General features: G+C 47.5%; 1 protein-coding gene. It reads right to left on the minus strand.

All coding sequences use genetic code 11. The features are described 5' to 3' along the window. Positions 1 to 68: 68 nt before the first annotated feature. Complete coding sequence (bamB, locus tag G9F48_RS04840; RefSeq protein ID WP_165409109.1) at positions 69 to 16,160, minus strand: bacillomycin D non-ribosomal peptide synthetase BamB; 16,092 nt, start codon at positions 16,158 to 16,160, stop codon at positions 69 to 71. Positions 16,161 to 16,176: the final 16 nt, after the last annotated feature.

The following is a 16,176-nucleotide window of genomic DNA, read 5'->3' on the forward strand; positions in this document are numbered from 1 at the left end:
GAGTTTTAGCCGGCTGACCGCTGTCCCCGTAAAAACATCATGCCGGGGACAGCCGGTACCGGCCGTTTTTAGAAATTCAATTCGATTTCGTTTGCAAAGTGTTCACTTTTATTTACTTTCTCACTTAATTGAATTTCTTTTAAAGGAATCGATGGGTCTTTTATGATCGCCGACAGAATCATGGCGTAATCCTTGCTCAGCGTAGCGATGGTTTTCTGTTTAAACAGCTTCGTGCAGTACTCAAAGCTTCCTTGAATCTCGTGCGGATTCATCACGAAAGTCAGCTGTAAATCAAATTTGGCCGCCGTATTTGTTTGTTCATATGGTCTGACCGCGAGAGAGTCCAATTCGATATCCGTTTGTTCCGTATTTTGCAGAACAAACATCGTATCGAATAACGGATTACGGCTTAAGTCCCGTTTCACTCCCAGTTTCTCAACTAATTCTTCAAAAGGATATTCTTGATTTTCATAAGCTTTCAGCATCGTTTCTTTTGTTTCCGTTACATAGTCCATAAAGGTCTTTTCTCCAGCCGGGGCAGTACGGATGGCCAGCGTATTCACAAACATCCCGATAATATGCTGTAAATCTTCATGCATTCTTCCCGCAATAGGCGTACCGACGACGATATCTTCCTGACCGCTGTATTTCGCCAGCAGTATGTTATAGGCTGACAGCAAGATCATGTAAGCAGTGGATCCGGTCAATTCTTCCATCTGTTTTATCCCCTGGACCACAGTCTCATCGAGAGCGAAATTGTATCGCTTGCCTTCAAAGCTTCGAATTCGCGGTCTGGCAAAATCTTTCGGCAGTTCAAATCGCGGGAGTTCCTCATGAAATACATTCAGCCAATAGTTCTCCTGCCTTTTGATGCGTGCCCTCTGCTCCGCCTGCTGCTGCCATACAGTGTAATCTTTGTATTGAATACGGAGCGGGGTTAATTCTTTGCCGTCATACAATTGAATCAGTTCTTCAACAAAAATATTCATAGAAGCGCCGTCTGAAACGATATGATGCATGTCAAACATGAAAACATGTCTGTCCTGTTCTAATTCGATGAGTCCGGCTCGAAGCAATGGAGCCTGACTGAGATCGAAAGGCCGCACGAAATTGCGGAACAGCTCCTCGACCTGCTTATCAGCTGCTTTGTACCTTTCTATAGAGAAATCCGCCTGCGGCTTGATCACCTGCACCAGCTCTCCCCGGACCATTTCAAATCCGGTTCGTAGCGATTCATGGCGCTGGATCAGACTTTGGAACGCAGATTGTAAACGATTCATGTCCATCCTGCCTTCCAATGTCAAAATCCCCGGCATGTTGTAACTTAGTTCTCCGCCTTCAATTTGTGTAGACAGGTAAACCATCTTTTGTACGGAAGATACAGGATAAACATCTTTGGCTTCTGCAACAGGGATCTCATCCGGTCCGCCGGTTTCCGCGCCTGCAATGGCCCTCGCCATTTCTTCAACCGTCGGGTATTGAAACACTTCTCTCAATGAAATGCTTTTGCCGAATTGCTTATGGATCTTGGTAACGAGCGTCATCCCCCGTAACGAATGCCCGCCGAGATCGAAAAAGTTATCTTTGACGCCGACTTGTTCTAACTTCAATACTTCTTTCCAGATGTGAACCAGCTGCTCTTCCGGTTTTGTCCTTGGAGCAACATAGTCAATCCCGGTCTGCAAGCCTGCTTCAGGCAGCGGTAACGCGCTGCGATTCACTTTTCCATTGGAGGTTAACGGCATTTGTTCCAGTTGCATCAGGTATGAAGGAACCATGTAGCCTGGTATTTGATCGGAGAGTTTTTCTTTAAGCTGATTGATCGGCAGTGACTTCTCCCCTGTAAAATAGGCATACAAATCGCTTTGTCCCTCTGCATTTTCTCTGGCCAGGATCACCGCTTCTTGTACATGCTCGATGTTGAGAAGAGCGGCTTCCACCTCGCCAAGTTCGATCCGGTAACCGCGAATTTTCACCTGATGATCCTTTCTTCCGGCATATTCAATGTTTCCATCCGGCAGGTAACGGGCAAGATCGCCTGTTTTATACATCCGCTCTCCGATTACAAACGGATCGGCCACAAACTTTTCACCCGTCAATTCAGGCAAGTTCAGATACCCTCGTCCTACTCCGTCTCCGGCGATGCACAGCTCACCCTTTACACCTATAGGCAGCATCCGATCATGGGAATCAACAATATACACACGGTTGTTGCCCAGCGGCTTGCCGATCGGCACGTAACCGCCGTCGTCAGCGGATGCCAATGTCTCCGGTACGATATGGAAGACCGATGCATCCACGCAGGTTTCCGTCGGACCGTATACATTGGTTATGAGCGGCATTGATGACCCGTTCGAAGCGAACAATTCAAGCAATTGCGCCACTGTCGCCTGCGGGAGCGCTTCTCCTCCAATAAGCATGTGCCGGATCGTTACCCCATGAAGGCTGTCTGCAGCGATAAGCAATTGCAAATGTGACGGTGTTCCGTCTGTTACGTCAATGCGGTGGGTGCGATAATAGTTTGACAAGGCATAACCGTCTGATACTGATGCTTTAGGGACGATATACAGTGCATGTCCCCCTAACAGTGCCGCGAAAATTTGCTTGACCGATGCGTCGAAATAGTACGGTGCCAACAGAGACACACGCAATCCCGAATCATAAGCACCGTACACTTGTCCGCGGAGCCCCTCCATCAAATGAAGTACCTGGCGATGCTCAATCAGCGTGCCTTTTGGCTTGCCGGTTGTGCCTGATGTGTAAATCACATACGCCAAGTGATCCGGTCCGGCTGCCGTCACCAGATTCGAGCCATCCCCGCTGTTCATTCGTTCGTCGTTCAGCAGTAAAATTTCTCCGGCAAAGGATACACGATCTTGTAAATGGGGCTGTGCCAGCAGAACCTTTGCTCCTGAATCCTCCAGAATATAGCGGATGCGTTCCTGCGGGCTGTCCGGATCCATCGGCACATACGCGCCCCCGGCTTTCAGGATCGCCATAATCCCCACGATCATTTCCAGAGAACGTTCTGCCAGAATACCCACAGGCTGGTCAGGCTGCACGCCTTCGCTTCTTAAAATCCGCGCCAGGCGGTTGGCCCGCTCATTCAGCTCACGGTATGTGAATCGGCTTTTCTCGTAAACTGCGGCCGTAAGTTCCGGCGTACGCTCCGCCTGCTCCTCGAACAATTGGTGAATTGTTTTGTCCCTTGGGCAGTCTATTGCCGGTTGGCCCCATCTCTCCACAATCTGCTCTTTCTCCTTCGCGGTGATCATCTCCAGCGATGAAAGCGGCGCCTGCGGATCATTGGCAATCGCCTCGATCAATTGGATAAAGTGCTTTGCCATGCGTTCCGCAGTTTCCTGCTTGTACAGCGCTGCCGCGTAACTGATCATACCTGTAATTCCGTCTTCATTTTCTGCCGCTTGGAACGTCAGGTCGAACTTCGCCATCGCATGGTTGTCCGGATAAGGGGTAAAACGCACATCATCGAGGCTCAATTCTCCACGTTCTGTGTTTTGCCATATGAACATCGTGTCAAACAGCGGATGGCGGCTGAAATCCCGGGACACATTCAGCTTGTCCACCAGTTCGTCGAATGGATACTCCTGGTTTTCGTACGCTTTTAATGTATGCTCTTTGACTTCCTGCACGAACTCCCGGAATGTTTTTTCCCCGATCGGTTTCGTTCGTATCGCCAGCGTGCCCACGAACATGCCGATTAAGCTTTCCAAATCCGAATGGGTTCTTCCGGCAATCGGGCTCCCTACTACGATGTCTTCTTGCCCGCTGTATTTGGCAAGCATGGTCGTATAAGCAGCCAGCAGCACCATGTACAGCGTGCTTTCGCTCTTCACCGCCAAGCCTTTCAGCTGTTCCGTCAGCTCCGGTCCGATAACAAACTCGATTCGTCCTCCTTCAAAGCTCCGCGCAGCCGGTCTTCCGTAGTCGGTTGGCATATCCAGCACCGGAACTTCTCCGCTGAACACATCCAGCCAATACGCTTCCTGTTTCTTCATCCGTTCGCTTTGCATATCCGCCAGCTGCCACGCCGCATAATCTTTATACTGAACCCGCAATGGCGGCAATTCTTTTCCTTCATATAATGAAACGAACTCTTCAATCAAATTCTTGATAGATACGCCGTCTGAAATGATATGATGCATGTCAAACAGCAGCAAATGGCGGTCTTTTGCAAGCTCGATCAGTCCTACCCGCAGCAGCGGCGCTTTCTCCAAGTCAAATGCCCGCACAAACCCATGAACGAGGGCTTCCGCCTGTTCTTCTTTCGCCTGAGTGAATTCCACTGCAAATCGGACGTCGTCATAGATCCGCTGCACCGGTTCTCCATCTATCAGTTCAAAGCCGGTACGCAGCGTTTCATGGCGCTGAATCAGCTTGCGGATCGCCTTCTCGACAAGTTCCCGATCCAGAGCTCCATCGGCCCTCATGACACTCGGCATGTTGTAGCTCAGCTCTCCGCCTTTCAGCTGATTCAAAATGTACAGCCGTTTTTGCGCCGAGGAGACGGCATAGTATTCTTTTGCGTCAATGGTCGGGATAGATGTATATGCTGTGTGTTTCATTCCGGTAATCGTTTCTGCCATTTCTTCAATTGTTGGCGACCGGAACACTTCCCGCAGCGGCAGGCTGACCCCCATCACTTTGTGCAGCTTCGCCGTCAGAGTCGTTGCCCGCAGCGAGTGACCGCCGATGTCGAAGAAGTTATCTTTCACGCCGATACGCGGAAGTCCAAGCACCTCTTTCCAGATATGCGCCACCTGCGCTTCCGCCGCTGTACGGGGAGCAACGTATTCGCCCCCTGTTTGCACGCCTCCTTCTGGTGTCGGCAATGCTTTGCGGTCGACTTTTCCGTTTGCCGTGAGCGGAATCGATTCAACAAAAGCCCATTTCACAGGAATCATATAGTCAGGAAGGTTTTTGGCCAGATCTTTCCGTAATGCTGAAGGATCAGTCGCTTTTGAGACGCTGCAGTACGCGCACAATTCATTTTCACCCAAAGCGTTTTTTTGAATAAGGACGGCTGCTTCTCTCACCGCCGGGTGATTGGCCAATATGACCTCAACTTCTTTCGGTTCGATCCGGTAGCCCCTTATTTTCGCCTGATCATCAATGCGGCCGATGTATTCGATTTGCCCGTCCTCACGCAGCCTTGCCAAATCTCCGGTGCGGTACATAACGGCTCCCTCTCTGAACGGATCAGGCAAAAATTTCTCTTCCGTTAAAGCCCGGTTATTCGCATAGCCCCTCCCGGTATTTGCTCCGGAAATATACAGTTCTCCCGCAATGCCCAAGGGCTGAAGCTGTTTGTTCTTGCTGATGACATACATATTGTTATGGCATATCGGTTTGCCGATCGGCGGAAATTCAGGAATATCATCTCCCGGTTGAATGGTATACGTCGACACCACATGAGTTTCTGACGGACCGTAATGATTGTGCAAATGCAAGCCGTGGGTGCGGAGCACTTGCTGAAATAAACGGGATACTGTCAATTGTTCTCCTGCTGTAATCAAATGCTTCACACAGCGCGGAAATGAATATGCATAGCTCTCTTCGCTAAAAAGCATTTTGGCAAAAGCAGTCGGGAAAAAGACGATGTCCGTCTGATGTTTATTAATAAACGAAAACAGCTGAGCCGCGTCCCGCTTTATTGATTCAGGCACGATGTGGAGTGTGCCGCCGCTGAGCAGGGCTGAAAACAGCTCTTGATAGCAGACATCAAATGCCGGAGATGCGTATTGAAGCACATTGGTTTTGAAATCGATGCCTGAGTTTGTAAATTGGTCATACAGCAAATTGGCCATATTTCTATGTTCAAGCAGCACACCCTTCGGTTTCCCCGTCGTTCCTGATGTATAAATAACGTAAAGCAGATCCTCCGCCGTGTTTATCGTCTGCACATTGCTCCCGTCCGGTTCTGTCACCGCTTCTTCTATGAATGTGACAATCTGCGTTGCTGCCTCGGGGACTGACCGGTCTTTCTCTGTTACAACATGAGTGGAGCTGCTGTTTTCAATGATATAGCGGATTCGTTCGGCAGGATGGCTCGGATCAATCGGAACAATGGCACCGCCCGCTTTTAAAATGCCTAAAACAGCAATCGCTAATGATGGTGAACGCCCGGCGATCACAGCCACCGGCTCCTGATGCTTCACACCTCGCTTACGGAGAATCCGCGCCAGTTTATTGGCTGTTTCGTTCAGCTCTTTGTAAGAAATCTCCGCCCCTTCGTATTGAACTGCGATTTCTTGCGGCGTTTGTGCCGCCTGGCGTTCAAACATAGTATGAATCGTTTTGTATTCAGGCTTCTCTGTTCCCCCGGAAAGCGGAGTGAGCAGCTGTTCTTTTTCTTGCTGTGTCAGAAGTTCCATTTCTTCTATTTTGACAGACGGCTGCTGCAAAATTTGGTGAGTGAGCTGTTCAAAATGTCCGCGAATCCGCTCTGCCTCTGATTGTCCATATTCATTTTGGTTGAAATCAAAATGAACGGTGAGTTGTTCGCCAGGGATGACAACTACATTAAAATCGTAATGGGTATGTTCTTCTATATGGAAATTCACGATATTTAAATTCGCAGCATCATGGCCCTTTTCGACTTGCTGCTCTATCGGATAATTTTCAAAGATCAGTATATGATCAATTAAGTTTTGCTTTTGTTCCGTTTGGGCCTGAATTTCGTATAAAGGATAGGTATCGTATGATTGGGAAGCCAGAGCGTTTTGTTGAACCATTTGCATCGTATCAGCAAAAGTGCTGTCCTCATCGCAGCGGATGCGAACCGGAATGGTATTGATGAACAGGCCGATCATCTGTTCCACATCAGGAATTTCCGCCGGCCTTCCTGACACGACACTGCCGAAGACAACGTCTGCTGACCCGCTGTATTTCTGTAATAAAACTCCCCATAACGTTTGGATCAACGTATTTAATGTAACCTGATGCTGATTTGCGATCTGCTGTAATTGTTTTGTCTGTTCGTGATCAAATCGGCAGATCACATTGGCATAGGCGTATTCTTTTTGTTCATGCTGCTCTATTTTATGAAGAAGCGTGGTTTCACCTGTATATCCTTCAAGATACCCGCTCCAGTACCGCTTTGCCGCTCCCTGATCTTGGCGGTCAAGCCACTCGATATAGTCGCTGTAAGGAGCTGCCGATGACGGTTCTGGTTCCCTGCCTTCCTGTAAGGCGCGATAATGATCAAACACTTCCTTCGTGATAAGAGACAGGCACCAGCCATCCATCACAATATGATGGAAGCTCCAAATCAAATGATATTTGCGGTCTTCCATACGGAAAATCGCTATGCGCATCAGCGGACCCCGAGCCAAGTCAAATCCTTTTGCCTTATCTTCTCTTTGATAGGCTGCGATTGCATCCTCTCTCAGGTGCTCCTCTATGTCACGCAAATCTGCAAAATGAATTTGCGGTTTTTGCGTTTTATAGACAATTTGTAAAGGAGTATCGTTCCAGCCGCTGTAAAAACGGGTTCTGAGCACGGCGTATGTTTCAAATAATCGTTCAAGGCTTGCTTTAAACCAATCAATCTTTAACTCTCCCTGCAAATCGAACGATGCTTGTTCAAAATAAGAACTTGAGGCCTCGTCCAGCAGGCTGTGGAAGAGCATTCCTTTCTGCATCGGAGTGAGCGGATACACGTTTTCAACCTCACCTGCATGCGGCAGTTGAATGAGGAGCTGATCCAATTTGTCAATGGACATGCCTTTTAACAAAATATCGCTTGGCGTCAGTTCCGATTGTTCTTTATGAACGCAATGCGTAATGATTGTCCGCAGGCGGCTTTGAATCGTTTCCGATAACCGCATGATCGTTTCTTTTGCGTACTGTTTGCTGCTGTAGCTGATCGTAAGCTTCAGCCGGCCGTCGGTGATCAATCCGTTTATATTCAATACATACGGTCTTTCTTGATCTCCGCTAGAGTCTGAACCGCAAGAATAAGAAGATAATTGAACCCCATGCTGCTGTAAATCTTGGTCAAACTGTCCCAGGTAGTTAAAGCTGATCTCAGGATTGAGTTTCGATGGCATTCCGCCGCTTAAGTACCTTGCTATTCCATATCCGATCCCTTTATGCGGAATTTGGCGCAATCCTTCTTTGGTCGTCTTGATATAATCAGAGATCTCTTTGCCCGGATGCGCGTGCAGCACAACCGGATACAGACTTGTAAACCACCCGACTGTGCGGGAGATATCTATATCTTGTATAATCTGTTCTCGGCCGTGTCCCTCTAAATGAATCGGAATTTGTTTCAGTCCTGACCAATGCGATATGGAAAGACCCAGAGAAGTTAAGAGCAAATCGTTTATTTCCGTGTTATAAGCGCGATTCGCTTGTTTTAATAGCAGCTCCGTTTCCTCTTTCGTCCATTCCACAGTTGCTGTTTCACTGTCTTTTGAAGTTGTATGGGTTTCATGAAAATCTTTAGGCAGCGGTTTGACTTCGGTTTGTTCGATCTTTGTCCAATATTCCTGTTCTTGTTTTATGGTTTCACTTTGCGCATATTCTGAAAGTTTCTTAGCCCATAATTGGAAGGAATCTGTTTTTTGCGGCAGTTGAATCACTCGCCCGTTCTCGGCTTGCTTGTAGCCGCTAACGATATCTTCCAGTAAAATGCGCCATGAAATCCCGTCTATAATCAAATGATGGATGGCAATGAGCAGATGATCTCCATTTGCGCATTGAAACAACCCGGCTTTCATTAACGGCCCATCACTTAAACGCATACTGCTTTGTATCTCATCAGCTTTGGCTTCAATTGTCCGTCCCGGATCGGAATCTTCTTTCAGATTCAGGACTTCTAAGCGGTACAGTCCGCTTTGGGCGATTTCTTCATTCTGTGCCTCACAGCCATTTTCCGTAGTCCGGAACGTCATGCGGAGCGCATCGTGATGTTCAGCAAGCTTTTGCAGGGTTTGACGAAGCTGCGTTTCCTGAAAACCTTCCGGCGCATGCAGCATGACGGCTTGATTATAATAATGCTGATCTGTCGTTATTTGTTCGAAAAACCAATGCTGAATAGGAGTCAGGCTGACTTTTCCTTTGACCTCACCTTGATCGGCTATACGCAGATTCTGCTTGATATGCGGACTCAATTCTGCAATTGTTGCATATTGAAACAAGTCTTTGATTTCCATTTTGTATCCTTGCTGATTTAATCTGGAGGATACTTGAATGGATTTAATGGAATCTCCGCCAAGGTCAAAGAAATTATCAAGAATACTGACGTTTTCAGCGCCTAATACCGATTCCCAGGCAGAAACTAATATTTCTTCCGCTTTTGTTCGGGGAGCTTTATACTCTGCTCTGTCCTGCAGCTCGAAATCCGGAGCCGGCAGCCCTTTTTTGTTTATTTTTCCGTTAGAAGTTAAAGGCATTTCATCAAGCTCGATAAAATAAGCCGGAACCATATAACTTGCAAGAGTATGAGATAATTGTTTCCGGAGCCGGGCTGCCGTTGTTTGCCCGCCGCTTACGTAATATGCACACAATTGTTTAAACCCGTGGACATCCTCTCTGGCTGTAACGACAGCTTCCTTGATCGCTTCTTCTTGAAGCAGTGCCGCCTCGATCTCGCCTAATTCGATACGATAGCCTCTGATTTTCACTTGTTCATCTATTCTGCCCGCATATTCAATGTTTCCGTCCGCCAGCCACTTCGCCAAATCTCCGGTCTTATACATCTTCGCTCCGGGTTCAAATGGGTCATCGACAAATTTCTCTGCCGTTAATTCGGGACGGTTCAAATATCCTCTTGCCACACCGGCGCCGCTGATATAGATTTCTCCCGGCACTCCGATCGGTGCGGGTTTCATATTCTCATCAAGAACGTAAATGCTCGTGTTTGCCGCAGCGGTTCCGATCGGTACCGATTCCCGTCTGTCCTTTGCGGCATCATAACGGTAAATCATGCAGCCGACAACGGTTTCCGTCGGTCCGTACTCATTGCATATTTCAACCCGGCCTTCGAACTGTTCATGAATGCTGCGGGCTAACCGGGTGCTTAAGTTTTCCCCGCCCACAATCATTCTTCGGACAGCCGTTTGATCGGCAATGTTCATTTCTTTCAAAACCTGCAAATGGGCCGGAGTCAATTTAATGATATCCACCCTCGGGTCCCGCACAATCGATTCAAGCAGAGCTGTTTTATCTTCTCCGTCATAGACGATGATTGCATTGCCTGTGACAAGCGGCGTGAAAATAGAAGTCACCGTCAGATCAAAAGAAATTGACGAATACAATGGGAAGTTGGCTTTCTCGCCTTTTACATAAACTTCTTTCGCCCACCAAATATAATTGGTCAAGCCTCGGTGCTCGATTAGTACGCCTTTTGGCCGGCCTGTGGAACCTGACGTATAAATGACATATGCCAAATGGCTCGCATCATTTATCGGAGCAAGGTCAGAGCCATCTTGGTGATAAGAACTTTCATCATCAAGTAAAACCGTGACGCCTTCGTAGGCGAGCTGTTTCCTGACGTCCCGCTGCATTAAAACGATTCCGGCTTGGGAGTCATCCAGCATATACCGGATGCGGTCTTGCGGATATTCCGGATCTATAGGGACATAGGCTCCGCCTGATTTTAAAACGGCAAGGATTCCGACCACCGATTCGATGCTGTTTCTTGTGATGATGGCTACAGGCTGATCCGTCTGGACTCCTTTCGCTCTTAACGTTCGCGCCAGTCGGTTGGCCCGCTTATTGAGCTCTCCGTACGTGAGCTGCCTGTCCTTATCAATGACGGCTGCTTGATCGGGCGTACGCTGCGATTGCTCTTCAAATAATTGATGAACCGGCGTCTGCGGAAACGGCGCGGCCGTGTCGTTAAGCGTCTGCAGAAGGGTTCTTCTTTCGCCTTCCGTTAACAATTCCGCTTGATCCACCCGGATATCCGCATCTGTCACGACTTGATGCAGGATATGCATGAAATGTTCCCGAACCCGTTCTATGCTTGCCCGATCATACACATTTGCATTGTATTCAAAAGAGATGTTCATCTCGTCGCCCGGTATAACGGTCAAATTAAAATCGTAGTTGGTCTGTTCTTCCATTTGCACGTTGGAAATTTTGATGGATGTTCCGTTTTGGCGGCCTATGCTTTCCATATACTGATCAACCGGATAATTTTCGAATATCATTAAATGTGTAATTAAATCTTGCTTTTGCGTTGTACGCGTTTGAATATCGTACAGCGGGTGCGTCTCAAATTGTTGAGACGCTACAGCCCTTTCCTGCGCCTCTTTCATAAGTTCGGCAAACGTTGTCCCGGCTTCACACCGGAACCGGACGGGAATGGTGTTAATGAATAAGCCGATCATGGTTTCCACGTTTGGAATTCCAGCAGGTCTTCCGGATACAACACTTCCAAACACAACGTCCCGGCTGCGGTTATATTTCTGCAGCAAAACCGCCCATGCCGTCTGCAGCAGCGTGTTCAGCGTGACATGATGCTGGCCTGCCGTCCGCTTCATTTTTGAAGTGAGATCGGAGCTTATGTCACACGTCACTTTTTCAGGAACGTATCGTCCGTCTTCCGCTGCATGGTGATCCTTAGGAAGGCCGGTTTGCTCCTCATATCCCTCCAAGTATTGATCCCAATAAGCCGTGGCCTTTTTCGCATCTTGCCGGCCGAGCCATTCAATATATTGACTGTACGGAGTAATTGATGATTGTTCAGGCTGCTTTTGCTGAAGCAAGGCAAAGTAATTCTCGAATATTTCTTTTGTAATCAGCGGCAGGCACCAGCCGTCCATCAAAATATGGTGGAAGCTCCAGATAAAACGGTATGTGTTTTCATCCGTACGAAGGATGAATAGCCGCATTAACGCGCCTTTTTCTAAGTCGAACCCCCGCATCTTATCTTCTCTGGCATACTGCTGAATCATCGCTTCTTTTTGTGATTCCTTCATCTCTCGTAAGTCATTGAATTGAAAACCGATTTTTTTCGTTTTGAATATAATTTGGAGCGGCTGATCCTTCCAGCCTCTGTAAAAATTCGTGCGGAAAATATCATATTTTTGCGATAAGCCGTCCAAGCTTTTTGAAAATGAATCAATCTCCAGATCTCCATGCAGATCAAACATCGTTTGCTGAAAATAAGCACCTGAATTCGGATCAAATAAGCTGTGAAACAGCATGCCCTTCTGCATCGGCGTTAATGGATAAATATTTTCCGCTTCGCCTAATTCACGCGTCTGCTCCAAAAGCTGTTCCAGTTCGTCGATTGAGATATCTTTTAACAGGATGTCACTTGGTGTGAGAGAAGTCTGCTGCCGGCTTACGCAATGCGCAATGACTTCTTGCAGACTTTCTTTCAACCCCCGGGCAAATTGCGCCATAGTAGATCTTTCGTATTGTTTGCTGCTGTAGCTCAGTGTCAGTGATAATGTCCCTTCGGCAATCATGCCGTTCAAATCAAGCACGGCCGTTCTCTCTTGGTTTTCGTTCATCGATAACCCTGTGGAATATGGCGATATGCGCAAAGCCTGATGCTTCAGGTCTTGGTCAAATTGTCCCAAATAGTTAAACGATATCTCCGGATTCAGCTGCAGGCTGTCGGCTTCCGGATGCCCGGATATATATTTGATGATGCTGTAATTCATTCCTTTATCAGGGATGCGGCGCAGCCCTTCTTTTACGATCTTGATCCGCTGCGACAGGTCTTTTCCGGCTTCCATCCTCAGGACGACAGGGTACTGGCTTGTGAACCATCCTATCGTGCGGGAAATGTCAGCATCCGGAATAATCGGTTCTCTCCCGTGGCCTTCCAAATTCACGACAATGTCTTCCGTGCCTGTCCACTTGTAAACGGCCAGCCCTAACGAAGTCAGCAGCAGATCGTTGATATCCGTGTTGTAGGCGCGGTTCGCTTGTTTTAATAATTGCTCCGTTTCCTCTTTTGTCCATTGAATCGTCACTTCTTCGCTGTCTCTTAATAACGATCCTTCGCTGATAGTGTCCTTAGGCAATGGCTGAGGCTTTATGCTTGAAAGCCCAGTCCAATAAGCAATCTCCTCTTCCATATCGGTTTCCGCCGCATATTTGGACAATTGATCGGTCCAGAATGGAAACGAATCTGTTTTTTGCGGGAGCTGGATCGTTTGTCCGCGTTCTGCCTGCTCATAACCGCTTGCAAAATCCTCGAGCAAAATACGCCAGGATACTCCGTCAATCAGCAAATGATGAATTGCAATCAGCAAATGATCTCCGTCCGGACATTGGAACAAACCGAGCTTCATTAATGGCCCTTTGTCTAATACCATGCTGCTTTGAATCTCATTCGCTTTATCGGCAATCGCTTGAGCCGGATCGGTTTCCCCTTTATAATTCATCACTTCCAGATGGTATAGTTCACTTTCATCTGTTCCTGTAATTCGCGGAGCGTATCCATCCGGCGTTTTTTCAAAAATCATCCTCAAGGCATCGTGATGCGACGCGATCTGTTCCATCGTCCGGCGAAGAGGAGCCTCTTTAAAGCATTCCGCCGAATATAACATGACGGCCTGATTGTAATGGTGTGCATGCGGCATGTTTTGTTCAAAAAACCAATGCTGAATCGGGGTCAGCTTGGTTCCGCCATTCACTTCTCCTTGATCAGCCACCCTGCTGACCGGCGCTACAAACTGACTAAGTTCAGCAATCGAGGGGTGTTTAAACAAATGCTTCATATCAACCTTGTATCCGGCTTGATACAATCTGGATGACACCTGAATTGACTTAATCGAATCTCCGCCAAAATCAAAGAAATTATCCAGAATTCCTATACGCTCTGCCCCTAATACTTCTTGCCAGATAGACGCCAGCAGTTCTTCTATTGTGTTCCGCGGGACTATGTATTCGTATTCCGCCCGCGTATTTTCGTCAGCAGCAGGCAAAGCTTTCAGATCAATCTTCCCATTGGAAGTGAGCGGAATGCGTTCCAATGGGATAAAGCGGGAGGGAATCATATAATTCGGCAGTTCCCGGGATAATTCTTTTCTGAACTGCACAGCGGTCAAAGAAGGCCCGCCGACATAATAGGCATACAATTGTTTGGCCCCGTCTGCGTCTTCACGCGCGACGACTGCGGCTTCACGAACGTTTTCCAGATTGAACATGGCTGCCTCTACCTCGCCGATCTCAATCCGGTAGCCGCGAATTTTTACTTGATGATCAATCCGCCCTAAATATTCGATTCTTCCATCCGGCAGCCATCTGGCGAGATCACCCGTTTTATACATCTTTTGACCAGGGACATGCAGGTGCTCCACAAATTTTTCCTCCGTCAATTCAGGACGATTGAGGTAGCCGCGGGCCACTCCCGCTCCTCCGACATACAGCTCTCCCGGTACGCCGATCGGCTGGATTTGATGGTGCGCTCCTAAAATATAAGCTTGATGGTTGGCCACCGGGCTGCCGATTGTGATCTGTTCATCAGCGGACTGAACAGGGTGAAATGTAGATACCACGCTGTTTTCTGTCGGTCCGTATTCATTATTGATCCGAATGCGAGGCTGCAGAGAATGCAGCTTCTCAACCGTATCTGTTTCCAGCTGCTCACCGCCTACAACAACATGCTGAACATGGATGAAGTCCTCTGTGTTCATCTGTTCGATCATCGTTTTCAGAAGACGGGGAGAAGTTGAGAAATGAGTAATTCTCTCTTGTTTTATGGCATTTTGAATGGCGAAAGTTTCTTTATTCTCTTCATTAGGCAATAGGTGCAAAGTTGCCCCCGAGATGAGCGGACCGAAGAAATTTAAAATGAACGCATCAAAAACATACGGGTACAAGACAAGCACGCGATCCGCCGGAGAATGCTTAAAAAACGCCTTCTTCCATTGGAGCGAATTCACAATGCCGCCGTGTTCAACCATGACTCCTTTCGGCTTTCCTGTTGTACCCGACGTATAAATGACATAGGCTAAATGGCTGTGTCCCGCTACTGGTGATAACAATGAGCTATCGGCATGGTATGATGTTTCATCATTCAAATCAATCACCGGGCCGTCAAAGGTGAGACTGTTTTTTAAATGACGCTGAACAAGGAGAACGTCTGCATCCGCATCATGAAGCAAATATTGAAGCCGCTCTTTTGGATATTCAGGATCCAGGGGCACATAAGCGCCCCCTGCCTTCCAAACGGCTATAATGGATACGATCATCTCTAATGAACGATCAGCGAGAATGGCGACTAACGTATCGGGTTGAACCCCGCAATTACGCAATGTTCTTGCCAAACGGTTCGCCTTCTCATTCAGTTCCCTGTACGTCAAATGGTCGTTTTTAAACTTGACGGCCGCATGCTCAGGCGTTCTTTCTGCTTGCTCTTCAAATAATTGATAGACTGTTCTGCTCCCGGAGAAATCTCTGACGGTGTCGTTAAAATCAAACAATAGCTTCTGTTTTTCCGCTTCCGGTAAGATCTCTGCCGTATGGATCGCGGCTTGAGGCTGAAACAGGATCACAGACAGCAGCTGATCCAAATGGGATACAATTTGATTGATATAGTGCTCATCGTACAGATTGCCGTTATAAAAAAGCTTCAAATGAATCCCGTTGTTCTCCAAATCAAAGTGAAACAGCGTATCGGTTGCAGTATCTTCTTTAAATTGCAAGGAATGAATTTCGTTAAGCGAAACGACGGTATGAATCAAAGGCAAATGCTCGTCATTGTATTGCACGCTCAGATGCCGGACCATTTTTCTAAACGGCAGGTTTTGATTTTTCAGAGAATCATTAACGGCTTCTTTCAGCTGCCCGAATACGGTTTTAAATGTGCTCTCGTTTGAAAGCGTATTTTTTAAGAGGACAATGTTGTTAACGGCTGACTGGCCGGCTTTTTGCTTCGATACCGTCGGAATGCCAAGAATCAGGCTCGTTTGATCCGTATATTTATACAACAAGCATTCAATACCCGCCAATAAAATCAGATAGGCGGCCATATCGGAATGATTCGCCATTGTCATGATTCTTTGAGATACTTCCGGAGATAAGGAACGGCAGATGCATTTTTCCTGGTAGCCGGTACGGGCCAACGATGCTTTATCCGCTGCTTTAAAGTAAGGGAATGCGCTTAGGCCGTCTTCTTCATCAAACAGGTTTTCCCAGTACGTTTCTTGGTTTTTAAATACCGACATTGGAGCACCTCATTTT

Origin of the sequence: Bacillus sp. EKM420B, assembly GCF_011065565.1 — a bacterium.
GTDB lineage: Bacteria > Bacillota > Bacilli > Bacillales > Bacillaceae > Bacillus > Bacillus velezensis.